Annotated in this window: 18 protein-coding genes, 2 tRNA genes and 1 pseudogene; 2 read left to right on the top strand and 19 right to left on the bottom strand. The window is 61.1% G+C overall.

The features are described 5' to 3' along the window. Positions 1–13: 13 nt before the first annotated feature. The 15 genes from BLU76_RS09030 to rnr all read right to left on the bottom strand — a co-directional run bounded on the left by BLU76_RS09030 (position 14) and on the right by rnr (position 19,595). A complete protein-coding gene (locus BLU76_RS09030) occupies positions 14–391 on the bottom strand; it encodes an NUDIX hydrolase (RefSeq protein ID WP_063323172.1) in 378 nt (125 codons plus the stop codon). A gap of 142 nt (positions 392–533) precedes the next feature. After that, positions 534–1,427: a transglutaminase family protein gene (locus BLU76_RS09025; RefSeq protein ID WP_063323173.1), complete on the bottom strand. Its 894-nt coding sequence runs from the start codon at positions 1,425–1,427 to the stop codon at positions 534–536. Further along, positions 1,427–3,913 (bottom strand): circularly permuted type 2 ATP-grasp protein, encoded by a 2,487-nt coding sequence (locus tag BLU76_RS09020; RefSeq protein ID WP_063323174.1) that lies wholly within the window; start codon positions 3,911–3,913, stop codon positions 1,427–1,429. The genes BLU76_RS09025 and BLU76_RS09020 overlap by 1 nt, the downstream gene beginning before the upstream one ends. Positions 3,914–4,140: 227 nt before the next feature. After that, positions 4,141–7,434 (bottom strand): transglutaminase family protein, encoded by a 3,294-nt coding sequence (locus tag BLU76_RS09015; RefSeq protein ID WP_092222432.1) that lies wholly within the window; start codon positions 7,432–7,434, stop codon positions 4,141–4,143. Positions 7,435–7,608: 174 nt separating this feature from the next. Then, entirely contained in the window at positions 7,609–8,064 is a 456-nt protein-coding gene (locus BLU76_RS09010) for a hypothetical protein (protein WP_092222430.1), read from the bottom strand. Beyond that, complete coding sequence (locus tag BLU76_RS09005) at positions 8,064–8,519, bottom strand: hypothetical protein (protein WP_092146979.1); 456 nt, start codon at positions 8,517–8,519, stop codon at positions 8,064–8,066. Before BLU76_RS09005 ends, BLU76_RS09010 begins: the two co-directional genes overlap by 1 nt. Continuing rightward, positions 8,519–9,439, bottom strand: coding sequence for an Ssp4 family T6SS effector (locus BLU76_RS09000; RefSeq protein ID WP_092146977.1), 921 nt, complete (start codon positions 9,437–9,439; stop codon positions 8,519–8,521). Before BLU76_RS09000 ends, BLU76_RS09005 begins: the two co-directional genes overlap by 1 nt. 277 nt (positions 9,440–9,716) lie before the next feature. After that, positions 9,717–12,017, bottom strand: coding sequence for a YgiQ family radical SAM protein (locus BLU76_RS08995; RefSeq protein WP_092146975.1), 2,301 nt, complete (start codon positions 12,015–12,017; stop codon positions 9,717–9,719). 291 nt (positions 12,018–12,308) lie between these two features. Further along, positions 12,309–13,706, bottom strand: a complete 1,398-nt coding sequence (gene dnaB / locus BLU76_RS08990) for a replicative DNA helicase (protein WP_027911801.1) — start codon at positions 13,704–13,706, stop codon at positions 12,309–12,311. A 117-nt stretch (positions 13,707–13,823) separates the two neighbouring features. Further along, positions 13,824–14,270: a 50S ribosomal protein L9 gene (rplI, locus tag BLU76_RS08985; protein ID WP_003197251.1), complete on the bottom strand. Its 447-nt coding sequence runs from the start codon at positions 14,268–14,270 to the stop codon at positions 13,824–13,826. An 18-nt stretch (positions 14,271–14,288) separates the two neighbouring features. Beyond that, entirely contained in the window at positions 14,289–15,179 is an 891-nt protein-coding gene (locus BLU76_RS08980; protein ID WP_092146973.1) for a YybS family protein, read from the bottom strand. Positions 15,180–15,215: 36 nt separating this feature from the next. Then, complete coding sequence (rpsR, locus tag BLU76_RS08975) at positions 15,216–15,446, bottom strand: 30S ribosomal protein S18 (protein WP_002551829.1); 231 nt, start codon at positions 15,444–15,446, stop codon at positions 15,216–15,218. A 28-nt stretch (positions 15,447–15,474) separates the two neighbouring features. After that, positions 15,475–15,903, bottom strand: a complete 429-nt coding sequence (gene rpsF, locus BLU76_RS08970) for a 30S ribosomal protein S6 (RefSeq protein WP_003186395.1) — start codon at positions 15,901–15,903, stop codon at positions 15,475–15,477. 306 nt (positions 15,904–16,209) lie between these two features. Continuing rightward, positions 16,210–16,968, bottom strand: coding sequence for a 23S rRNA (guanosine(2251)-2'-O)-methyltransferase RlmB (gene rlmB / locus BLU76_RS08965; protein WP_092222428.1), 759 nt, complete (start codon positions 16,966–16,968; stop codon positions 16,210–16,212). Beyond that, on the bottom strand, positions 16,965–19,595 hold the full coding sequence (rnr, locus tag BLU76_RS08960; RefSeq protein ID WP_092146971.1) for a ribonuclease R: 2,631 nt from the start codon (positions 19,593–19,595) through the stop codon (positions 16,965–16,967). The genes rlmB and rnr overlap by 4 nt, the downstream gene beginning before the upstream one ends. Before the next feature lie 230 nt (positions 19,596–19,825). On the opposite strand from rnr, the gene BLU76_RS08955 reads away from it, so the two are divergent. After that, a tRNA-Leu gene (locus tag BLU76_RS08955) sits at positions 19,826–19,904 on the top strand. Positions 19,905–20,073: 169 nt separating this feature from the next. Continuing rightward, positions 20,074–20,160 (top strand) — tRNA-Leu (locus tag BLU76_RS08950). Between the two features lie 193 nt (positions 20,161–20,353). Here the strand turns inward: BLU76_RS08950 and BLU76_RS32260 are convergent. The 4 genes and pseudogenes from BLU76_RS32260 to BLU76_RS08935 all read right to left on the bottom strand — a co-directional run bounded on the left by BLU76_RS32260 (position 20,354) and on the right by BLU76_RS08935 (position 24,974). Beyond that, positions 20,354–21,103, bottom strand: coding sequence for a methyl-accepting chemotaxis protein (locus BLU76_RS32260; RefSeq protein ID WP_371856983.1), 750 nt, complete (start codon positions 21,101–21,103; stop codon positions 20,354–20,356). A gap of 108 nt (positions 21,104–21,211) precedes the next feature. Next, positions 21,212–21,472, bottom strand: a pseudogene (locus tag BLU76_RS32255) (HAMP domain-containing protein); the annotation flags it as partial. A 967-nt stretch (positions 21,473–22,439) separates the two neighbouring features. Continuing rightward, positions 22,440–23,732: an adenylosuccinate synthase gene (locus BLU76_RS08940; RefSeq protein ID WP_003186407.1), complete on the bottom strand. Its 1,293-nt coding sequence runs from the start codon at positions 23,730–23,732 to the stop codon at positions 22,440–22,442. 54 nt (positions 23,733–23,786) lie between these two features. Continuing rightward, a complete protein-coding gene (locus BLU76_RS08935) occupies positions 23,787–24,974 on the bottom strand; it encodes an ATP phosphoribosyltransferase regulatory subunit (RefSeq protein ID WP_003197238.1) in 1,188 nt (395 codons plus the stop codon). Between the last annotated feature and the right edge of the window lie 411 nt (positions 24,975–25,385).

The following is a 25,385-nucleotide window of genomic DNA, read 5'->3' as shown; positions in this document are numbered from 1 at the left end:
TAGCTGCCGGTCCTCACAACCCCAATGCCTTGATAATCGACTCGCGATAACCCGTTGGCAGGTTCGCCGGCAGCCGCCCCGGCTCGAACAGCCCAATTTCCTTGTGTTCATGACTGATCGTCGGCACGAAACCGCCCAGCAACTGGCAGCGGTACGTGGAGATGAAGACGTGCTTGCCGGGGATCACCTCGAACAAGTACGAATCCAGTGGCTCCCCCACGCTCACCTCGATCGCCAGCTCCTCGGTAATTTCCCGCGCCAGGCATTGCGGCGCTGTTTCGCCCAGCTCGATCCGCCCGCCGGGCAATTCCCATTCATCCCGTTCGTTGAGCATCAGCACGACCAGGCCTTCGGGGGATTGCAGTACGCCTTTGATGGAAACCGGGAACATGAAGAAGCCTCGAAGTTAATGATTTATCTGTGGCTAGGGAGCTTGCTCCCGCTTGGGTGCGAAGCGCCCATAAAAATGGGGTCGCTGCGCGACCCAGCGGGAGCAAGCTCCCTCGCCACAAGTATTTCACCGCAGAGCGGGGTCATGACTCCAGCGGCATCACCGTCACCCGCACCTCGGGATCATGATTGCCGCCCCCCAGGATCACGCCCCGCAACGGCGACACATCGGAAAAGTCCCGGCCCCAGGCCAGGGTGATGTGTTCCAAGGCCGGTTGCACGTTGTTGGTCGGGTCAAAGTCCACCCAACCCAACACCGGGCAATACACCGAGACCCAGGCATGGGACGCATCGGCGCCAATCAGCCGGGGTTGGCCGGGTGGCGGCTGGGTCAGCAGGTAGCCGCTGACGTAACGCGCCGCCAGCCCGCGAGAGCGCACGCAGGCCAGCATCAAGTGGGCGAAGTCCTGGCACACGCCCCGCCGCCGCTCCAGCACCTCCACCAGCGGCGTGGCCACCTGGGTCGCCTCGGCATCGAAGGTGAACTCCTCGAAAATCTTTTCCATCAGCGCCCGCACGCCAACCATCAACGGGCGCCCCGGCGGGAAGCAGCTTTCGGAAAACTCGACGAAGCTGCGCTTGAGGTGCACATACGGTGACTCGAAACGAAAACGGCATGCTTGCAGCAATGGCGCCGCAAGTGGCCGGCCGCTGTAGGTCAGCGCGTTGCAGGTCGACTCCCAGGCCGGGGACAGGTTGAAGTCCAGCGAGGGGCGAGACAGCACCTCGACGCTCAAGCGAGCATTGACCAGCAGCTCGTCATGGGGGCGTTCGAAGGCCAGGCGGGTCAGCGGGTTGCCGAACACATCCTGCTCATCGCGCCGGGTCGTCGGCTCCGGGCTGATCAGCAACTGCTGTTCGGTGCAACGCTGCCAGTCACAGGCGCGCGGCCACAGATGAGCAAGCTGCTGGGCCAGGGACACCGGGCTGTCGTAGTGGTAATGGGTGTCGTGGAGGATCTGGTAACGAGCGCTCATCAGACGGATACCGTGCGTTGGCTGACGTCATCGACGTGGGCGAAATGACGCAAGGCCAGGCGATCGGATACCTGGCCACCGACATCGGCCACTTCCTGCAACAGGTCGGCCAGCCCATCAAGTGCTGCGCGCAGGCTGGCTTCGCCAAACAGGGGATTTTCCAGGCAACGCAAGTCAAAGCGAGAAAGACGCGTCACCAATTCTGGCAAGGCCGTTTCCTTCGGCGCGCCAAAATCGTCGTTCAGGCGCTTGAGCGTGCGGGCCACCAGTTTTAACTGGAAAAGCACCGCGTGGGGGTTCTGCTCGTCCAGCAACAACAGGTCCAGCACCGGGATCAGTTGCGCCACCGCCAGGTAGCGCGAACGGTAGGTGATGCTGCTGTTGCCCAGTTCCAGCAGCCACTCCAGCCCGGCCTGGTCGAATACTGCATCGCTGCGCAAAAACGCCGCCAGGCTGCTGCTGAGGAACTGCAAGCGCTCCAGGCGCCGGCCAATCATCAAGAAGCGCCAGCCCTCGTCGCGGGTCATGTCGTCCAAGGCAAATCCAGACAACGCCGCCAGGGACATCACCAGCCGATTGAGGAAATCCAGCAACTCACCGAAATCCGGTTCCTCGGTTTCCAGCTCCGCCGCTTCGCGCTGCAACTCCACCAGCGCCTGCCAGTTCTCCCGGGACAGCTTGCCGCGAACCTGCGAGGCCGCCCACTGCAAGCGCTGCAGGTTGGAACGCAGGCTGAACGACCAGTCGTCGCCCAACAGCGCCGCCAGCAAACGCTCGTGCAGCTCACCCTCTTCAGGCAGCAGCATCAGGCTTTCGCCCAGGGCCACCGCCGACTGCAGGGCCTGCGGGTCATCGCCATCGACATATCGTCCCAGCATGATCCGCAGCAGCCGCGCGCTGTCGTCGCAGCGTTCGCAGTAACGGCCGAACCAGAACAGGTTTTCCACCACCCGCGAAGGCAGGTACGGATCGCGTCGAACCAGGTCATGGACGCCTACGGTTCGCTGGGCCGTCCATTGTTCACCGCCGGGCACCTGCTCGCCCAACACCCAAGTGTCCTTGCTGGCGCCGCCGCGCTGCATCGACACCACTTCGGCGTCGGCCTCGGCGGCCACGCGGGTCAGGCCACCCGACAGCACCCGATAATCATCCTTCCCGGACACGGCATACACGCGCATGCCAATGGCCCGAGGCTGGATGTGCCCGTCTTCGGCCTGCCAGACCGGGGCCTGGGACAGTTGCGCCAGCTCCTGGGCGACATAGGCATAGGGCCGAGCCTGCATGCGCGCCGCCAGTTGGCCGCGCTGCACCTCGTTCAGGTCACGGCCGAACACCGGGGTGAAACTTTGGGAAGGAAACGCCGGCTTGATCAACAGTTGCGGCAGCTTTTCCAGGGCCTGGGCCAGCACCGGCGGCTCACCGCACCACCAGGTGGCGATGGACGGCAGTATCAATTCCTCGCCGAACAGATACTGGCTGATCTTCGGCAGGAACCCCAACAGGCCCGGTGACTCCAGCACGCCGCTGCCCAGGGCATTGGCCACCAGCACCCGGCCCTGGCGCACCGCTTCCAGCAGTCCCGGCACGCCGAGGGCTGAATCAGTGCGCAGCTCCAGGGGGTCACAGAAATCGTCGTCGAGCCGGCGCATGATGGCGTGAACCCGGCGCAAGCCGCTAAGGGTCTTGAGGTAGACCGTGGCGTCCCGCACGGTCAGGTCGCCCCCTTCCACCAGCGGATAGCCAAGCTGACGGGCCAGATAAAGATGCTCGAAATAACTTTCGTTGAACCGCCCCGGCGTCAACAGCACCACCAGTGGCGACTCTCCGTCGCTGGGTGCCTGTCGTGCCAGGGTTTCCTGCAAGGTGCGGAAGAACCCGGACAGGTGTCGCACCCTCAGGTCGCGATACAGCTCGGGGAACGCGCGGGAAACGATCATGCGATTTTCCAGCGCATAACCGGCCCCCGAAGGCGCCTGGGTCCGATCCGCCGTGACCCACCAACGGCCATCGGGGGTGCGCGCCAGATCCACCGCATACAAGTGCAGGAAGCTGCCGTCCGGCGGCACGATGCCCTGACAGGGCCAAAGGAAGTTGTTGTGCCCGAACACCAACTCTGCCGGCAGCAGCCCTTCGCTGATCAGCCGCTGTGGCCCATACAGGTCGGCCAGAACCGCATTGAGCAGGCGCGCACGCTGGGCGATCCCGGCCGACAGATGTTTCCATTCCTGCGGGTCGATCACGTGGGGCAGCAGGTCCAGCTCCCACGGCCGGTCGGCGCCCTTCGGATCGGCGTAGACGTTATAGGTCACACCGTTTTCCTGGATCTGCCGAGCCAGCAGCGCCTGACGCTGGATCAGGTGAGCCGGCGTGCTGCGCTGCAACTGATCGAACAACCGCCGCCAGTGCGGACGCACCGCACCGTTGTCGTCCAACAGTTCGTGATAGGTGCCCGTCGTCAGCGGGTAACGGTCAAGCAGGTCAGGCATGGAAAGCTCGGCAGACGGCAATAAAAGGTGAGACTAGCGCAAGCGCATGACGCCCGGATAGTTGAGTTTGGAGCGGAACATGACGACCGTGGCGAGGGAGCTTGCTCCCGCTGGGCTGCGCAGCGGCCCCAAGACAGCAGACTCCATTGGCCTGACACACCGGGTCGTCAGGTTTCAGGGCTGCTGCGCAGCCCAGCGGGAGCAAGCTCCCTCGCCACGGGGTTCGCTTACACCTTGGGTGCCCCTTGAAAACGACGCAGGTCGAGCGTGAGGGGAAATTCGTCATCCATTGCCAGGCTAGGTATCGGAAGTTTCCCAGGCGTGTGTCCGATACGGAAGAAACGCGCCATCCGCCGGCTTTCGGCCTCGTTGGCATTCACCGGCAGGCTGTCGTAGTTACGCCCCCCCGGATGGGCCACGTGATACTGGCAGCCGCCCACGGAACGTTGCATCCAGGTGTCGAGCAAATCGAAGACCAGTGGCGCATGCACCGGGATGGTCGGTTGCAGGCAGTTGGGCGGTTGCCAGGCGCGGAAGCGCACCCCGGCGACGAACTCGCCGACCCGTCCAGTGGGTTGCAACGGCACCGGCACGCCATTGCAGGTCAGCAGGTAGCGTTGCGGCGCCAGGCCGCTGACTTTGACCTGCAAGCGCTCCAGGGAGGAATCCACATAACGCACGGTGCCGCCTACCGCGCCCTCTTCCCCCAGCACATGCCAAGGCTCGAGGGCTTGGCGCAATTGCAGTTCGATACCGCTGACCGCGTAATCGCCCACCTTGGGGAAGCGGAACTCCAGGTGCGCGGCGAACCACTCGGCCCGCAGCGGGTAGCCGGCGGCGTTCAGCTCATGGATGACATCGGCAAAATCCTGCTCGATAAAGTGCGGCAACAAGAACCGGTCATGCAGCTCGGTGCCCCAGCGCGCCAGTTTCGCCGGCGCGTAAGGCTCACGCCAGAACCGCGCCACCAGTGCCCGCAGCAGTAATTGCTGGGCCAGGCTCATGCGGGCGTGGGGGGGCATCTCGAAAGCACGCAACTCCAACAGGCCGAGACGCCCGGTGGCGCCGTCCGGTGAATAGAGCTTGTCGATGCAGAATTCGGCACGGTGTGTATTGCCGGTCACGTCGATCAACAGGTTGCGCAACAGGCGATCGACCAACCACGGCGGGCATTCCTCGCCGGGCTGTGGCATTTGCGCGAAAGCGATTTCCAGCTCGTACAACGCGTCGTTGCGCGCCTCGTCCACGCGAGGTGCCTGGGAGGTCGGGCCGATGAACAATCCGGAAAACAGGTAGGACAACGACGGATGGTTATGCCAGTAACTGATCAGGCTGCGCAGCAGGTCGGGACGCCGCAGAAACGGTGAGTCAGCCGGTGTCGCGCCACCCAGTACGAAATGGTTACCACCGCCAGTGCCAGTGTGCCGGCCATCGATCATGAATTTCTCGGTGGTCAGTCGGGTCTGTCGCGCCTCTTCGTATAAAAATTCTGTCCGCTCGACCAACTCATCCCAGGTCGCCGAGGGTTGCACGTTGACCTCGATCACACCCGGGTCGGGGGTGATGCGGAAATTGCCCAGGCGCGGGTCGCTCGGCGGCTCGTAGCCCTCCAACAGCACCGGACAATGCAGCTCCTCGGCCGTCGCCTCGATGGCGCTGACCAGCTCCAGGTAATCCTCGACCCGCTCCAGTGGCGGCATGAACAGGTACAGCCGGCCATCGCGGGCCTCGGCACAGAAGGCGGTGCGGGTCAGCCAGTCGGCGGATTTGTCGATCTCCGGGACGCGCTCCTGCTCGACCGCCGGCTCGCCGTGACGCGCCAGTTGCTCGGTGCCGGGCAGCTCGGGCAAATCCTGGTTCGGGTCGGTGGGGTGGATGAACGGGTACTCGGCCGCCGTTACCCAAGGCTGGGACGCCAGCGGCAAGCGATAACCCAGGGGCGAATCCCCCGGCACCAGGCGGCAGTGGTTGTCGCGCAGGTACCAGCGACCGCTTTGCCACTGATCGCCCTTGGCGGTACGGGCCAGCGGCAGGACCTGGCCGATGACCTTGTCCAGGCCCTGGCTGAAGACCTTGCGCAACCGTGCACGCTCCAGGGCGTCCTCCAGGCGTGGGTCCTCGGCCGTGACATTCGAAGGCAATGCACCTTCGCGCCAGAGGTAATAGAAGTTGTCTTCGTAGGCCGGAAACACGAACCGCGCAGGAATTTTCAAACGCTCGGCGACGCTCGCCAGGAAACGTCCGGCCAGTTCGCCATCGGCGCCGTAGTCCTCCTGCTCATCGGCAATCAACGCGCTGTTGTGCCAGATCGGCACGCCGTCGCGCCGCCAATAGCAGTTGAGCGACCAGCGCGGCAATTGCTCGCCGGGGTACCACTTGCCCTGGCCGAAATGCACCAGCCCCTTGGGCGCATAGTGATTGCGCATGCGCTGGAATAGCTCGGCGGAGAGCCGGCGTTTATCCGGCCCGAGTGCCGCAGTGTTCCACTCGGCACCGTCCGGGTCATCAATGGAGACAAAGGTCGGTTCGCCCCCCATGGTCAGGCGCACGTCGCCCTCCAACAGGTCGGCATCGATCTGCCGTCCGAGGGCCTGGATCGCCAGCCACTGTGCGTCGGTGTAAGGCTTGGTCACCCGCGGCGCTTCCCAGATCCGCTCCACGGACATCTCGTGGCTGAACTCACACTCGCAAGGCTCCACCAAGCCACTGATCGGGGCCGCCGAGGACGGATCGGGACTACACGCCAATGGGATATGGCCTTCACCAGCGAACAACCCCGACGTCGCATCCAGGCCGATCCAACCGGCACCGGGCAGGTAGACCTCACACCAGGCATGCAAGTCGGTGAAGTCCACCTCAGTGCCGGACGGACCATCGAGGCTTTTCACATCGGCGGTCAACTGGATCAGGTAACCGGAAACGAAACGCGCGGCCAAGCCAAGGTTGCGCAACAGCTGCACCAACAGCCAGGCCGAGTCGCGGCAAGAGCCGGACGCGTGCTCAAGGGTATGCTCCGGGGTCTGGACGCCCGGCTCCATGCGAATCAGGTAGTTGATGTCTTCGCTCAGGCGCTGGTTGAGCGCCACCAAAAAATCCACCGCTGGCAATGGCGTGCGGTCGATGCCGTCCAGATAGGCCTGGAATTTCGGCGTCAACGGCAGGGTTTCCAGGTAAGGCGCCAACTCCTTGCGCTCGTCGGCCGCGTAGGCGAACGGAATCTTTTCGGCGTAGGGCTCGAGAAAGAAGTCGAACGGATTGAACACTGCCATTTCCGCCAGCAGATCGACTTCGATGCGCATCTCCTGGGTTTTCTCGGGAAACACCAGCCGCGCCAGGTAGTTACCCTGGGGATCCTGCTGCCAGTTGATGAAGTGCTGCTCGGGCGAAACCTTCAGCGCATAGGAAAGAATGCGCGTGCGGCTGTGGGCCGCCGGGCGCAGGCGAACGATCTGCGGGCCGAGTTCGACGGCGCGGTCGTAGCGGTAATGCGTAACGTGGTGCAATGCGACATGGATCGACACGACGTGCCTCCTGCGAGCCTGAGCGTTGGTGAAAGCGGCGCAAGACTTATGCCATGCAGGCAGGTCGGACACTTTCTTTGTCTACTCAAGGCAGTAGAGCACTAAAAACGCGCGCTGCCCGAATTCATCTGCAAAGCAATGCACATAAATGCGGCGCGGGCAGCGGGAATCGACTCAGCGACGCGGGCGTGATGCCTTGGCGGCCTGGATGGTGAGTTCGCGCTGACGGCGGACTTCTACCAGTTTGCTGCGCATTTCGCGATGGCGCTTGCTGTTTAGCAGTAGCAGCCCTAGCAACGGGAACAGCAACCCAGCCACATAGACAACGGGGTGCGGTTTATAGCCGTAGGTGGGAAGGACAGTGAAAAGGCACCCCAGATAGAACACAACGATGACCCGAACACCCCATGACCGCCCTCTGATCATGAAGAAATGACTCAGCGCCAAGAGCAGAGATAGCACCAGTGCAATCAGGAAAGAATATTTTGCCCGTTCAGGATCACCTCGAAAATAAGTACTTGATGCCAATGAAATCGAAGCGGAGACCGCAAAGCAGGCTAGAAAAAAGGCGCCGATGAAGGTCGGGAAATAGTGAGCAAGGAAAGCGCTCAATGAATGCTTGCGATTCATTATTTCTTTCTCTGCCCCTTCAGCTCTTGCCTTAACATTTCACGTTGATGACGGATCTCCACCAGCCGGCTACGCATCTCGCGATGCCGTTTGCTGTTGAGTACCAGCAAACCCAATAGTGGAAACATCACAGCCAAAACATAGATGACCTTATGCGGATGGCTCCCTATGGTGGGTAATACGACTAACAGGCATAAAACCAGAACGGCGACCACTCCCCACACCCACAATGGCCATCCGCGCACCATCATGAAATTGCAGTGCACCACCACCAGGGTGACCGCCGCGCCCCCCAGAACCGACCAAGTCGCTTGCTCGTCGATTGAAGCCCCGGCGAAATAGGACGTTGTCACCAAGGGAATAGCACAGCCCAAAGAGAGCAGCGCGGCGAAAATGCCGCCCATGAAAGTCGGAAAGTAACGCGCCAAAAAACGGGGCAGACTCAGATCTTCCATTACTCCTCCAGCTCTTCGTACAAGCCAACGGCAATAGTTTTGACATTGCCCGACAAGCTACTACCCGTCAGGCCTATCGCCGCCCCCAAGGCGTCCTTGATCTGAGTAACCGTAGCGTGCTGCAGTTGGGTCGGAGTGAAGCGCTTTGGCAACTCACCGGCAAGTTGCTTGAGCTTGAGCATCTTTGGCGTCAGCCGGGGATCATTGATGCTCAACAACTCTTTGGTCAACTTCGACCGCTCCTGGCGAGTCAGGCCACGCAAGACTTCACGCAGACTCTTACCCGTACTGGCCTTGGCCACCCTCACAAGTTTTATGGTGGTTAAGGTAGAAGCCCCTACGCCCAGCAAAGAGGCAGCATCCAGACCGATCGAGGCGTATTGGTACCACTCTTCACTGTCCAACTTGTCATTGATCTGCGGATTAGTCACTTCTGCCGTCGTACGGATAATACCGATACCACATTGCACTGAACTCGCCGTCGCAGCCGCATAACCTAAAGCCACTACCACAGTGCTAGCCCCGGCACTGAAAGGAACCGCAATCGACCCACTGAGCACGACAACCCAACCCAATACCGCTCCAGCGCAGGACAAGGTGGTATTGATCGCCTCTCCCACCAGGCGCGATTGCCGAGGATTGACCTGTACCTGCTGGGCAAACTGCTCAGGCGCGATGTACTTCTGCGCCTCATGCAAAATGATCCGCTTGGGCTTGATGCTGCAAATCGGCTTGAACTCACGCAGGGTCACTACATTGAACTCAGCATCGATGTACACCACGCCTGCACCGACGATGCCTGGATCGGCATCGATGGCGGCGAACAGACGTGGCAGGTTGATTTGGCTTTCAATGCGTTTGCGGGCCATGACCTGGGAGAAGCTCAGGTCCATGCCGATGCCTGTTGAAGCGCTGCTCATATGAATCGTCCTTGAGAAACGGAAGTGAATCTTTATCCACACACAATATTGTGGCGAGGGAGCTTGCTCCCGCTCGGCGGCGAAGCCGTCGTACACCGGCCGGCACGGTCTGTCTGGAAACATTGCATGGGATTGTTTGGGCCGCTTCGCAGCCCAGCGGGAGCAAGCTCCCTCGCCACAAGGGCTATGCGGGCGCCACGATAACAAACGGTCAGCACCGTCGCCAGAAAGCAAAACGCCAGCACTTAGGCTGGCGTTTTGCGATGCGGCTAGGCGATCAGCGCGGCACGACAGGCTTGCGCGCCGGTTTCGGTCCTTTGCCCTTGGCGGCGTCCTTGCGTTCCTTGGCGGCCTGCTGGTTGCGGGCGAATGCCGCGGCCTTGGCCTGCTCACGCTTGTCCCACGGGTTGCCGCCGTCGCTGGCGCGCGGTGGCAGGCCGGTGTGCTGGGTCAGGATCTTGGTGGTTTCCTTGCCAACCTTGTGGCTGCCGGCTGGCGTCGAGTTCTTGCGACGGGCGCTCTGGTAGCTGTCGGTGGCCGGCTGGTGCAACGGAATCAATTGGTGCTTGCCTGGCCCGATCAGGTCGGCACGGCCCATGCGGGTCAGCGCTTCGCGCAGCATCGGCCAGCCCTTGGGGTCGTGATAACGCAAGAAGGCCTTGTGCAGGCGGCGCTGCTCCTCGCTCTTGACGATGGTCACCGCGTCGCTCTTGTAGGTGACCTTGCGCAGCGGGTTCTTGCCCGAGTGGTACATCGCCGTGGCCGTAGCCATTGGCGATGGATAGAACGCCTGCACCTGGTCGGCGCGGAAGCCGTTGCCCTTGAGCCACAGCGCCAAGTTCATCATGTCTTCGTCGGTGGTGCCCGGGTGGGCGGCGATGAAGTACGGAATCAGGTACTGCTCTTTCCCGGCTTCCTTGGTGTACTTCTCGAACATCCGCTTGAATTTGTCATAGCTGCCGATGCCCGGCTTCATCATCTGGTTGAGCGGGCCTTCTTCGGTATGCTCCGGAGCGATCTTCAGGTAACCGCCGACGTGGTGGGTCACCAGCTCCTTGACGTATTCCGGCGACTCGACCGCCAGGTCGTAACGCAGGCCGGAGGCAATCAAAATCTTCTTCACCCCAGGCAAGGCCCGGGCGCTGCGGTACAGCTGGATCAGCGAAGAATGGTCGGTGTTCAGGTTCGGGCAGATGCCCGGGAACACGCAGGACGGCTTGCGGCACGCGGATTCGATTTCCGGGCTCTTGCAGGCGATGCGATACATGTTCGCGGTCGGGCCGCCGAGGTCGGAAATCACCCCGGTGAAACCGGGAACCTTGTCGCGGATCTCTTCGATCTCGCGAATGATCGATTCTTCGGAACGGTTCTGGATGATCCGGCCTTCGTGCTCGGTGATCGAGCAGAACGTGCAGCCACCGAAGCAGCCACGCATGATGTTCACCGAGAAACGGATCATCTCGTAGGCCGGGATCTTCTCCTTGCCGTACGCCGGATGGGGGACGCGTGCGTAAGGCATGCCAAACACGTAGTCCATTTCTTCGGTGGTCATCGGAATGGGCGGTGGATTGAACCAGACATCGACTTCGCCGTGCTTCTGCACCAGGGCACGGGCGTTGCCCGGGTTGGTTTCAAGGTGAAGGACGCGGTTGGCGTGAGCGTAGAGCACCGCATCGCCACGGACCTTTTCCACCGAGGGCAGACGGATCACGGTTTTGTCGCGGGTCATTTTCGGGCTTGCCAGGATCTGCACGACCTTGGCTTCGCTCGGGTCTTCAACCGGCCCCTTTTCCTGCTCGATAGCACAAGCCTGGGTGTCTTGGGTGTTCACATACGGGTTGATGATCTTGTCGATCTTGCCCGGACGATCGATGCGCGTGGAATCGACTTCGTACCAGTCTTTCGGCGTGTCACGACGGATGAAGGCCGTGCCGCGCACGTCAGTGATGTCTTCGATCTTGTGACCGTAGGACAAGCGCTGGGCAACTTCGACAATCGCCCGCTCGGCGTTGCCGTAGAGCAGGATGTCGGCGCAGGCGTCGATCAGGATCGAGTTGCGGACACGGTCCTGCCAGTAATCGTAGTGAGCGATGCGGCGCAGCGACGCTTCGATGCCACCCAGCACAATCGGCACATGCTTGTAGGCTTCCTTGCAGCGCTGGCTGTAGACCAGGCTCGCGCGGTCCGGCCGCTTGCCCGCCATGCCGCCCGGGGTGTAGGCGTCATCGGAGCGAATCTTCTTGTCGGCGGTGTAGCGGTTGATCATCGAGTCCATGTTGCCGGCCGCGACACCGAAAAACAGGTTGGGCTCGCCAAGCTTCATGAAGTCGTCTTTGGACTGCCAGTTCGGCTGGGCAATGATCCCGACGCGAAAGCCCTGGGCTTCCAGCAAACGGCCAATGATCGCCATGCCGAACGACGGGTGATCGACGTAGGCATCACCGGTCACGATGATGATGTCGCACGAATCCCAGCCGAGCTGATCCATCTCCTCCCTGCTCATGGGCAGGAACGGCGCCGGGCCGAAACATTCGGCCCAGTACTTGGGATAGTCAAATAACGGCTTGGCTGCTTGCATGTCGATGACCGGTATAAAGGATGAAAAATCGCGGGCGCGGAATATAGCACAAATTTTGACCAATTCCGACGGCTATGGTCGGAAATCGATTTTGTGGCTCGCCCCCAGAACTCAAGCCAGATACAAATCAATTGTGGCGAGGGAGCTTGCTCCCGCTGGGCTGCGCAGCAGACCCACTGCTGCACCCACTTTTACCCTGGCAAACCGCATTCGCTGGTTTTGCGACTGCTGCGCAGTCGAGCGGGAGCAAGCTCCCTCGCCACAAAGACAATATCCGATCGAGCGAACGGCTTACTCGTCGTCATCGAAATTGTAGCTACCCGGCGCCAGGTTTTCGAAGCGCGTGTATTTGCCGATAAACGCCAGGCGGATGAAGCCGATCGGGCCGTTCCGCTGCTTGCCGATGATGATTTCGGCGATGCCCTTGTGCTCCGTCTCGGGGTGGTACACCTCGTCGCGGTACACGAACATGATCACGTCGGCGTCCTGCTCGATCGCTCCGGATTCCCGCAAGTCGGAGTTCACCGGACGCTTGTTGGGGCGCTGTTCCAGGGATCGGTTCAACTGGGAAAGTGCTACCACCGGGCAGTTGAATTCCTTGGCCAGGGCCTTGAGGGAACGGGAGATTTCGGAAATCTCGTTGGTCCGGTTGTCGCCGCTGGAACCCGGGATCTGCATCAATTGCAGGTAGTCGATCATGATCAGTGCGATATCACCGTGCTCACGCACCAGGCGACGGGTACGGGCGCGCATTTCCGACGGGCTGATACCGGCCGTATCGTCGATGAACAGCTTGCGGTCGTTGAGCAGGTTGACCGCCGATGTCAGGCGGGGCCAATCGTCGTCTTCCAGCTGGCCGGAACGGACCTTGGTCTGGTCGATACGCCCCAGGGACGAAAGCATACGCATGATCAGCGATTCGCCTGGCATCTCGAGGGAGTACACCAGCACCGCCTTGTCGCTGCGCAGCACGGCGTTTTCCACCAGGTTCATCGCAAAGGTGGTCTTACCCATGGACGGACGGCCGGCGACGATGATCAGGTCGGACGGTTGCAGACCGCTGGTCTTCTCGTCGAGGTCGGTGTAACCGGTGGACAGGCCGGTGATGGCGTTGTCGGTGTTGAACAAGGTGTCGATGCGGTCGATGGCCTTGGTCAGCAGGTCGTTGACGCTGACCGGGCCGCCGGTTTTCGGACGGGCCTCGGCGATCTGGAAGATCTGCCGCTCGGCTTCGTCAAGGATCTCGGCGGCGGTACGGCCTTCCGGGTTGAAGGCGCTGTCGGCGATTTCGGTGCTGATGCCGATCAATTGGCGCAAGGTCGCCCGCTCGCGCACGATCTGGGCATAGGCCTTGATGTTGGCGACCGACGGTGTGTTTTTCGCCAGTTCGCCCAGGTAACCGAGGCCGCCGACCTGGGACGTCTGCCCTTCCTTGTCCAATTGCTCGGCCAGGGTCACAACGTCGATCGGCATGTTCTGATCGGCCAGACGGGCGATCGCACGGAAAATCAGACGGTGGTCATGCCGGTAGAAATCGCCATCGGAGACTTGATCGAGCACGCGTTCCCAGGCGTTGTTGTCCAGCATCAGGCCACCGAGCACGGCCTGTTCGGCCTCGATGGAATGCGGAGGCACCTTCAGGGCAGCGGTTTGCAGATCGTATTGCTCGGGAGCGGTGATTTCGTTCATGGCCACTTCTGGTTATGAAAATCAGGAATTGCAGAAAGACAAAGGGCACGACCTGTAAACAGGATCGTGCCCGATGTTACCGGCAAGCACCCGAAGGTGCCAACCGACAGGTGTTACTTAGGCTGCTACCACGACAACGCGTACGGTGGCTTCAACTTCGGCGTGCAGGTGCACGGCTACGTCGAATTCGCCTACGTTGCGGATGGTGCCGTTCGGCAGACGAACTTCGCTTTTCGCAACTTCAACGCCGGAGGCGGTCAGTGCGTCAGCGATGTCGTGAGTACCGATCGAACCGAACAGCTTGCCTTCGTCGCCAGCGGTGGCAGTGATGGTCACTTCCAGCTCAGCCAGTTGGGCAGCACGGCTTTCAGCCGAGGTTTTACGGTCTGCGGCAGCTTTTTCCAGCTCGGCACGACGCTCTTCGAACGCAGCCAGGTTGGCAGCGGTCGCAGCGGTGGCTTTGCCGTAAGGCAGCAGGTAGTTACGACCGTAACCGGCCTTAACGTTTACTTTGTCACCCAGGTTGCCCAGGTTGGTGACTTTTTCCAGAAGGATCAGTTGCATGTGAAAATCCTCTAACTTTTAACCTTCACCGTTCGCGTTGTCGGCGTCTTTCGGCGCCATACGACCGCGAAAATCAATCAGGCTGTCAACGATGGCCAAGACCACGAGCAACGGACCGAGCAAGTGCATGAAAGGCAACAACGTCACGTATACCCCCACCAGCCAGAAAGTGGCCAGTCGTTTCTGCGCCACCAGCCCGTGAATCAGGGCCAGGCCGGCGAAGACCAGCGGTACACTGCACAACGGCAACAGGATCAATGCATGCAGCCCGAAAAACGGAGCAACACACATGACGGCCAGCAGTGACAGCGCCACGCTCTTGGGGAATCGGATGGCGCGAAACTCGCGACCGAAACCACCGGGGTTATACAACGATGCCTGCCAATAGCGCCCAAGAATCAGGCACAGCACGCTAAAGATCTGCAGCGAAGACGCTATCGAAATGATCATCAGCGGAGCGCTCAGGGCGGTGAGAAACGCCTTCTGGTCTGCCGAGAATGTCTCGTAGACCTCACCCATCGCCAGCGGCAGGACGTGTTCGAACGTCTGCGCCAGTGACTCGATGAAGGAACTGAATACAGTTCCCAGGCTCACCGCACACAACAACCCCACGGCCACGCTGCACAGCAGCACGCGGTTCCAGGTATGGCCGGCGCGCAAAACCAACGCCAGGCCACAAGCCCCGAGCAACACCAGGAGTGTTGTCGGGTCCTTCAGGAAGTACCAGCTCACCAACGCTGACAGCAACCCGATACCCAGGACGCTCAAGGCGTCCGAACCGCGCCGCAGGAGCACAAGGCACCCAGCGGCGGCACTCAACCAGAACAACAGCGGCAATGCCGCGGATCCGGCCACAACCAACGTGGCCTGCACACGTCCCCGCATGATGAAGTCAGCTAAGGCGCGCATGCATTCAATCCCTTACTACTCGTCGACTGCCCGGTCTCAGCGGCCGTGGCTGTCGGTGTAGGCCAGCAGGGCCAGGAAGCGGGCGCGCTTGATAGCGGTGGCCAGCTGACGCTGATAACGAGCTTTGGTACCGGTGATACGGCTTGGAACGATTTTGCCGGTCTCGGATACGTAGGCTTTCAGAGTGTTGAGATCTTTGTAATCGATCTCTTTCACGTCTTCAGCGGTGAAGCGGCAGAATTTACGACGACGGAAGAAACGTGCCATGTGATTGGCTCCTTAAAAGGTCCGTGGATTACTCGTCAGCGTTATCGCTGTTGTCGCTGTCGCTATCGCTGTCATCGCCATCGGCGCTGTCAGAGTGCTCAGGACGGTCGCGACGCTCACGGCGCTCACTGCGGTTTTCTTCAGCCTTGAGCATCTCGGATTGGCCGGTGACGGCTTCTTCGCGACGGATGACCAGGTTACGGATCACTGCATCGTTGTAGCGGAAGTTGTCTTCCAGCTCGGCCAGGGCCTTGCCGGTGCACTCAACGTTCAGCATCACGTAGTGAGCCTTGTGAACATTGTTGATTGCGTAGGCCAGTTGACGACGGCCCCAATCTTCCAGACGGTGGATTTTGCCGCCGTCTTCTTCGATCAGCTTGGTGTAACGCTCAACCATGCCGCCGACTTGCTCGCTTTGATCCGGGTGGACCAAAAAGATGATTTCGTAATGACGCATGAATGCTCCTTACGGGTTGTAGCCTGCCGCTCAAAAACGGTCAGACAAGGAGTGAATGACACTTATGGACTTGTGGACGCTAGACACATAAGTGCCTGCCATCACAGCAAGGGGCGCAATTGTAGAGAAGGGTCGAGGGCGGTGCAAGGTAATTGGCGATTATTTGAACAACCGCCGATCCTTGCCCCTGCACAAAACACTGTGGGAGCGAGCTTGCTCGCGATAGCGGCGTGCCAGTCAACATTTCTGGCACTGATACACCGTCATCGCGAGCAAGCTCGCTCCCACACTTGATACGCGTCTGGCTCAGGGCTTTTTGGCGACAGCCTTGACGCTGCGCTGGCGCAGCGCTTCGAACAGGCACACACCGGTCGCAACCGAAACGTTGAGGCTGCTGACGCTGCCCGCCATCGGCAGCTTGACCAGGTAATCGCAGTGCTCGCGGGTCAGGCGGCGCATGCCTTTGCCCTCGGCGCCCATGATCAGGATCGTCGGGCCCGTCAGGTCCTGGTCATAAATGCTGACCTCGGCCTCGCCCGCCGTGCCAACCACCCACAAGCCGCGCTGCTGGAGTTTTTCCAGGGTGCGCGCCAGGTTGGTCACCGCCACCAGCGGAATCACTTCCGCCGCGCCGCAGGCGACCTTACGCACAGCCGGCGTCAAGGTTGCCGACTTGTCTTTAGGCACGATGACCGCCAACGCACCCGCTGCATCTGCCGAACGCAGGCAAGCGCCGAGGTTATGCGGGTCGGTCACGCCGTCCAGCACCAGCAGCAGGGGGGCGCCTTCGGTGCGATCGAGCAGTTCGTCGAGCATCGCCTCGCCCCAGACCTGGCTGGGGCTTACGTCCGCAACCACACCCTGGTGAACGCCTTCGACCCACACGTCCATTTCGCGACGCTCGGCCTGGCCAATGGCAACCTTGTTTTGGCTGGCCAGTTCGACCAGCGCTTGCACACGCGGCTCGCTGCGACCTTCCGCCAACCACACTTGCTTGACACGTTTAGGGTGGTGACGCAGCAGTGCTTCTACGGCGTGCACGCCGTAGATTTTTTCCAGACTCATGACTTGGCCTTAGGTTTGCGCGACCCGCCGCTTTTCGCAGGGGCCGAACCCGCTTTTGGCGGGCCTTTACGGTGTTTACTTGGCTTGCTCGACGGCTTTTCCGCCCCGTGGGACTTTCCCCCAGACGCCGCTTTACCACCGCTTTTGGCTTCGTTGAGCAACTGCTGCTTCAACTCGCGGCTCTTGCGCAACTCGGCATTTTTCGCCGCAGCGTCGCTGGGGCGGTAGGCTTCGGGAGCCTTGTCCTTGACGGACGAACGGCGACCGGCCTTGGCTGGCTCAGGCTCTGCGGTTTTTGCAGGAGCACCTTTACCTTTGGTCGCAGGCGCGGCGGTCTCGTTGCCACGTTTTTTACGGCCAGTCGGTGCTTCGGCGGGCTTGTCAGACATTCCGAAGTCGATCTTGCGCTCATCGAGATCGACGCGCATGACCTGCACTTCCACGGTGTCGCCCAGACGGAAGCTGCGACCGGTGCGCTCGCCCGCCAGGCGGTGGTGCACAGGATCGAAGTGGTAGTAGTCACCCGGCAAGGCGGTAACGTGCACTAAGCCCTCGACGTAGATATCGGTCAGCTCGACAAACAAACCAAAGCCTGTCACTGCAGTGATCACGCCTGGGAACGACTCGCCCACGCGGTCTTTCATGAACTCGCACTTGAGCCAGTTCACCACGTCGCGAGTGGCTTCGTCAGCGCGCCGCTCGCTCATGGAGCACTGCTCGCCCAACTGTTCCAGGGCCGCTTCGTCGTACGGATAGATCCGTGCCTTCGGAATGGTCATGGCACCGGCGCGCTTGACGTGCGGGGTGTTCTGCTTGGAATGGATCACGCTGCGGATCGCGCGGTGCGTGAGCAGGTCCGGGTAACGGCGAATCGGCGAGGTGAAGTGGGTGTACGCCTCGTAATTCAGACCAAAGTGGCCCTGGTTGTCGGCGCTGTACACCGCCTGGCTCAGGGAGCGCAGCATCACGGTCTGGATCACATGGTAATCCGGACGATCCTTGATGCTCGCCAGCAGTGCCTGGTAGTCCTTCGGCGTCGGGCCGTCCTTGCCTTTGTGCAAGGACAGGCCGAGTTCGCCGAGGAAGGCCCGCAGTTTTTCCAGACGCTCCGGCGGCGGGCCGTCGTGCACGCGGTACAACGCAGGAATCTCGTGTTTCTTGAGGAATTCGGCGGTGGCCACGTTGGCCGCCAGCATGCACTCTTCGATCAGCTTGTGCGCATCGTTACGGGTCGTCGGGGTGATTGCCGCGATCTTGCGCTCGGAACCGAAGACAATCCGGGTTTCCTGGGTCTCGAAATCGATCGCGCCACGCACATGACGGGCACCCAGCAACACCTTGTACAGCGAGTAAAGCTGCTTGAGGTGCGGCACCACGCCAGCGTATTCGGCACGCAAGGCCTTGGCTTCACTGGTCTTGGGCGTTTCCAGGATGGTGCTGACCTTGTTGTAGGTCAGGCGCGCCTGGGAGTGGATCACCGCTTCGTAGAACTGGTAGTCGGTCATTTCGCCGGTCTTGGAGATGGTCATCTCGCACACCATGGCCAAACGGTCGACTTTCGGATTCAGCGAGCACAGCCCGTTGGACAGCTGCTCAGGCAGCATCGGGATCACGCGCTCAGGGAAATACACGGAGTTGCCGCGCACCTGGGCTTCGTTATCCAGGGCCGAACCGATCTTCACGTAGCTGGACACGTCGGCAATCGCGACGAACAGCTTCCAGCCGCCGGAGAACAGGCGCAGCTTGCCAGGCTTGGCTTCGCAGTAGACCGCATCGTCGAAGTCGCGGGCGTCTTCACCATCGATGGTGACGAACGGCAGATGACGCAGGTCGATGCGCTTTTCTTTGTCTTTCTCTTCAACTTCCGGCTTGAGCTTGGCGGCTTCCTTGAGCACGGCCTCGGGCCAGACGTGAGGAATGTCGTAGGTGCGCAGCGCAACGTCGATCTCCATGCCCGGCGCCATGTAGTTGCCGACCACTTCAACGATATCGCCCTGCGGCTGGAAGCGCGCCGTTGGCCAGTGGGTGATTTTCACCTCGACGAACTGACCCACCTTGGCGGCGCCATTACGGCCCGGGGTAATCAGCACTTCCTGCTGGACCTTCGGGTTATCCGGCACAACAAAACCGATACCACCTTCTTCGAAGTAACGGCCAACGATGGACTCGTGGGCACGGGACACCACTTCGACGATCACGCCTTCACGGCGACCACGACGGTCCAGGCCGGAAACGCGGGCCAGGGCACGGTCGCCGTCGAATACCAGGCGCATTTGCGCCGGGCTCATGAACAGGTCGTCGCTGCCGTCGTCCGGGATCAGGAAACCGAAGCCGTCACGGTGACCGGCGATGCGGCCCAGGATCAGGTCGAGCTTGTCCACCGGCGCATAGGTGCCGCGCCGGGTGTAGATCAGTTGAGCGTCGCGCTCCATGGCGCGCAGACGGCGGCGCAGGGCTTCGAGTTGGTCCTCGGTGGTCAGACCGAACTCTTCGACCAACTGCTCGCGGCTAGCAGGCGAACCCCGATCGGCGAGATGCGCCAGGATCAGTTCGCGGCTAGGAATAGGGTTTTCATATTTTTCCGCTTCACGAGCGGCCTCGGGATCGAGGGACTGCCAATCGGCCATTAGAGAGTTTTCACCTTGTCTATATGCGGGTTAGTTTGGCATAGGCTTAATGAAACGGGAAATTTCAAGCATCCGATCGCTTTTCTAAAGCCATTTGACCCGCCTTGGAAGCCTGGAAAAGCACCGCTCGTGAAATTTAGCGGTTTTTTTCTCAGGAGGGGTTTACAGTTAAAAAGACGCTCCGTATAGTGCGCGCCATCGACGACGTACACACGATGTCGATATTGCCCAGATGGTGAAATTGGTAGACACGCCAGCTTCAGGTGCTGGTGACCGCAAGGTCGTGGAAGTTCGAGTCTTTTTATTCGAGCAACAGGTCACCGGCCTGGCAGCTCAACAAAAACCCGCGAAAGCGGGTTTTTGCATTTTTGCCCCCTGCAATTGCGTTTGGCAATTACTAAAACAAAAACAGGGGTTTACAGATCAAAATGCGCTCCGTATAGTGCGCCACATCAACAGCGGCAACGCTGAAGATGCTGCCCAGATGGTGAAATTGGTAGACACGCCAGCTTCAGGTGCTGGTGACCGCAAGGTCGTGGAAGTTCGAGTCTTCTTCTGGGCACCAATTCTTGCTTCAAGGTTACGACCTTGAACCTCACAGAAACCCGCGAAAGCGGGTTTTTGCGTTTCTGGGTCCTGGAAATATCTGAGTCGCTGAAATCGCTATCGCGAGCAAGCTCGCTCCCAAAAGGATCGCAGTGAACGAGATCCGCTGTGGGAGCGAGCTTGCTCGCGATGAGGCCAGCCCAGCCGCCAGATCAGGCCCGGAACTGCCCCAGGCTTGCTTTCAATTGCGCAGCCAGGCTGTCGAGCACCTTGCCGCTGGCGGTGGTCTCGACCACGGCCTGGGCCGCCTTCTCGGCCTGGGCATGGATGGTTTCCACGCGCCCGCGCACCGCTTGCGCGCCCTGGGCCTGGTGAGCCGCGGCCTGAGTCGCCAGGCCGATAGCCGCATGCACCTGCTCGACGGACGCCTGCACCGACTGCTGCAATCGCGCACTGTCTCGTAGCACCACCAAGCCTTCGCTGGCCTGGCGCCCAGCCTGGCCGATAGCGGCCACCGCCTCGCGAGCGCCCTGCTGCAAGGCCACGATATGCGCCTGGATATCGCCCGTTGAACTTTGGGTCTTGCTCGCCAGGGCCCGCACCTCATCCGCCACCACGGCAAACCCGCGCCCCGTTTCCCCGGCCCGCGCCGCCTCGATGGCGGCATTCAAGGCCAACAAGTTAGTCTGCTCGGCGATGCCGTGGATCACCGTCAACACCACTTCGATCTGTTCGCTCTGCTGCGCCAGCCGCTCAATCACTTTCGCACCGGTGTCTACCTGCCCGGCCAACGCCTCGATCAAGCTGCCGACCTTGGCCGAAGTGCGGGTATTTTCATCAGTGGCCTGGCGGATCTCCACGACCTGCTGCAAAGCCGCCTGCATCGCCTGGCTTTCCGATTGAGCCTCATCCGCCATTTGCGACAGTGCACGCAGGCTCTCGGCCACCTCATCACGCTGCATCCCGGCCGCCGCATCGGCACCGGAGTTACGCAAGGTCATCGCACCGATTTCCACACCGGTACGCTGGGCCACATCGCCTGCCTCGCGCACGATGGGTTGCAACTTATCCACAAAGCGATTGACCGCCGAGGCCATGTCGCCGATTTCGTCCTTGCTGTTGATTTGCACGCGCTTGGTCAGGTCACCCTCGCCTGCCGCCAAGTCGTTCATGGCCGCGATCAGCAACTTCAAGCGATTGACCACCCGACGCCCCAGCACCACGGCCAGCAACACCAACACACCGAAGCCCACCAATGCCAGGCCCAGGCCGATACGCCAGCGCAAGGTGCCTGCCGCTTCCTGCACGGTGCTGGCAGTGTTGGTCTGCATCTGTGTGGCGGTGGCCTGGGCCGACTCCAGGCGACCGCGCATGGCGGTGGCGCTGTCGGCCGCCGCCCCCTTGAGGCTGTCACCGACCAACTGGTCGCTGCTGGCGATCAAGGCCGAGAAGCGCTGGTCCAGCGCCTTCAGATCAGCGTCAACGGAAGCCGTGGAAACGCCCATCAATACCTTGCCAATCTCTACGCCGTTGGGGCTGATCGAGGCTTCGAGGTAATACACCGAGGGGTCGCTCTTCGCCGCATCCAGCACTTTGTCCAACGCCCGCTCGCCCTTGCCTTTTTCCAGCAGCGCCTTGTTGATCGGGTTTTCCCGGTTCAGGTAGCGGGTCAGGTGCTCACCACTGGCGTCGTCATAAATAACGAACAACACATTAGGGTTGCGCTGGGCCCGGCGGGCGAATTCGGAAAGGGTCGGTATGTCGCTGTCCCACATAGCGCGCGGCGCGACCGAGGCCAGGAGTTGCGCCATATCGTTGGCGGAATCCTTGAGCGTTTTCTCCAGCGTCGTCCGCAATTGCGCCTGTTCGTCCTTCAACCGCGGGGACAAACCGGCAGTGAGACGCTGACGGGTGCTGGCAGACAAACTGTCCAGGCTCGAGGTGACCTCGCGCCCGGCCTGCTCCAGTTCGCCAGACAATTTCTGACTGTCGCCCCCCAGCCGAGCGCCTAGATCGGCCTCCAGGGCGGTGACAGTGCTTCGTGTCAGCGCGACAGCCACCAGCACCTGCACCAAAAGGGCGATACCAAGCGTAACGAAGACGGGCCGCAACAGACGGCTTTGTAACAGTGAGAGAACGGCCGACACAGGGGAATCCCTCTACTAAACGCCATTAATTTGATGGCACTTCAAAGAAGTACTTATTGTTAACGATGCATAGCAAAGGTCGTGCCGTTCGGCCGGCAGATACGACAAAGGCCCCAAACGAGGGGCCTTTGTTTTTTACATCAACGACTTATCAGGCAAACGGGTGACGCAGAACGATGGTTTCGTTGCGGTCCGGCCCCGTCGAAATAATGTCGATCGGCGCACCGACCAACTCTTCGACACGCTTGATGTAGTTGCGGGCAGCCACTGGCAGCTCTTCCAGGGTCTTGGCGCCCACGGTCGATTCGGTCCAGCCTGGCATCTGCTCGTACACCGGCTCCAGGCCGATGTAACTGTCGGCGTCGGTCGGTGCGTCGATGACGGCGCCGTCCTGGTTCTTGTAGCCCACGCAGATGTTGATGGTTTCCAAGCCGTCCAGCACGTCCAACTTGGTCAGGCACAGGCCCGAGATGCTGTTGACGTCGATGGCGCGACGCAGGATGACGGCATCGAACCAACCGCAACGACGGGCACGGCCGGTGGTAGCGCCGAATTCGTGGCCACGCTTGGCCAGGAAGGCGCCGACATCGTCGAACAGCTCAGTCGGGAACGGCCCCGAACCCACGCGTGTGGTGTAGGCCTTGGTGATACCCAGGATGTAGTCCAGGTACATCGGACCGAAACCCGACCCCGTGGCGATGCCGCCGGCGGTGGTGTTGGAGCTGGTGACGTACGGGTAGGTACCGTGGTCGATGTCCAGCAGCGAACCCTGGGCACCTTCGAACATGATGTCCTTGCCAGCGCGACGCAGCTCGTGCAGCTCGGCAGTGACGTCGAGCATCATCGGCTTGAGCAGCTCGGCGTACTCCATGCACTCGTCCAGGGTTTTCTGGAAGTCGATGGCCGGCTCTTTGTAGTAATTGACCAGGACAAAGTTGTGGTAGTCCAGCAACTCGCCCAGCTTGGCGGCGAAACGCTCACGATGGAACAGGTCACCGATGCGCAGGCCTCGACGGGCTACTTTATCTTCGTAGGCCGGGCCGATACCGCGACCGGTGGTGCCGATCTTCAGCTCGCCACGGGCCTTTTCACGAGCCTGGTCCAGCGCGACGTGATAGGACAGGATCAGCGGGCAGGACGGGCTGATACGCAGGCGCTCGCGCACCGGTACGCCTTTTTCCTCCAGCTTGATGATTTCCCGCAGCAAGGCGTCGGGAGCCACCACCACACCGTTGCCGATCAGGCACTGTACGCCTTCGCGCAGCACGCCCGACGGAATCAGGTGCAGGACGGTTTTTTCACCGTCGATCACCAAGGTGTGACCTGCGTTGTGGCCACCCTGGTAGCGCACTACGGCGGCAGCATGTTCGGTCAGCAGATCAACGATCTTGCCTTTGCCCTCATCACCCCACTGGGTGCCCAGGACTACGACATTCTTACCCATAACACTTGTCCTCATTCGCGCAAACTTGGTGCCGGCCGCAGCCGGCAGGAAAACTCAAGAAGCCAGCGGCAATACTTGCCAAAGCCCGTTCTGCTGAATCAATTGCCGGTCGCAGTCCGCTTCACGGGCGGCGGCCAAAGGCTGCCCAGGCAAAGCCTGGACGACACGCTGACCCTCACTGCGCAGCTGGCAGACCGCTTGCCAGAGTGCCGCATCCGTACTGTCAGGCATCCAGATACCGCCAGACGGTAGCTCGACTTCAGCACGCCCCAGGGTCACCAGGGTTTTCAAATCGGTAGAGAAACCGGTCGCCGGACGAGCACGACCAAAGTCGGCACCGATGTCGTCATAACGGCCGCCTTGGGCGATGGACTGGCCCACGCCCGGGACGAACACGGCAAAGACGACACCCGTGTGGTAGTGATAACCGCGCAACTCACCCAGGTCGAAATACAGCGGCAACTCGGGGAAACGCACCGACAGACGCTCGGCAATCGCCAGCAAGTCGTCCAGCGCCGCCAACACAGGCGCCGGCGCGTGAGCCAGGCGTTCACGGGCAGCGGCCAATACCTCACGTCCGCCGCACAGGCCCACCAGCGCCCGCAGCATGTCCGACAGATCGGCCGGCAGGCCCTCGGTCAGGCTGATGACTTCGTCGATGGCCTTGCGTTGCAGGGCATCGAACAGCTGCTGCTCCACTTCGCCGGACAAACCGGCCGCTCGGGCCAGGCCGCGATAGATGCCGACATGGCCCAGGTCCATGTGGACATCCGGCACATCAGCCAGTTGCAGCATGGCCAACATCAGGCTGATGACTTCCACGTCGCTGCTCGGACTGGCGTCGCCATACAACTCGGCGCCCAGCTGGATCGGGCTGCGCGAAGACGACAAGGCACGCGGCTGGGCGTGCAGCACACTGCCGGCGTAGCACAGGCGGCTCGGACCCTCACGGCGCAGGGTGTGGGCGTCGATGCGCGCCACTTGCGGCGTGATGTCGGCACGAAAGCCCATCTGCCGGCCCGACTGCGGGTCGATCACCTTGAAGGTGCGCAGGTCCAGGTCCTGGCCCGCACCGGTGAGCAGGGATTCCAGGTACTCGATATGCGGGGTAACGACGAACTCGTAACCCCAGCTCTGGAACAGATCCAACACCTGCCGACGCGCTACTTCAATTCGCGCAGCTTCCGGTGGCAGTACTTCTTCGATGCCATCTGGCAGCAGCCAGCGGTCTACCGTTGCCATTACGCCATTCCCCTATGGTCCGGGCGGCCAGCCCTCGGGCAAGCCTTGAGTGAAGCAGAAAATACTTGGCCCACGCGCAAAACACGCGCATGAGCGCCGTGACGAATGGCGTCATGCCGTTCACCTACGAGCGATTGAATCATTGTGGCGAGGGAGCTTGCCCCGCTGGGCTGCGAAGCGGCCCCATTGCTGTGAGCGCTTCGCACTCATGCGGGAGCAAGCTCCCTCGCCACGGTTTCTATCCAACGCCTTAAATGAGCAGCACTCCAGCCTCGCCCAGCACTTTCCTCGAAAAACCTGTCGAGTCGTTCAACCCGACGCCTGCAACCAAAACCACAATCAAACGTGCAGACGCAAAAAAGCCGGGAATTTCCCGGCTGCCGCATCATACACACGTTTTCCCAAAGGATC

Origin of the sequence: Pseudomonas sp. NFACC08-1 (assembly GCF_900106735.1) — a bacterium.
GTDB lineage: Bacteria > Pseudomonadota > Gammaproteobacteria > Pseudomonadales > Pseudomonadaceae > Aquipseudomonas > Aquipseudomonas fluorescens_Q.
The sequence above is the reverse complement of the archived record's forward strand: the minus strand, read 5'-3'. Positions and strand labels throughout refer to the sequence as shown.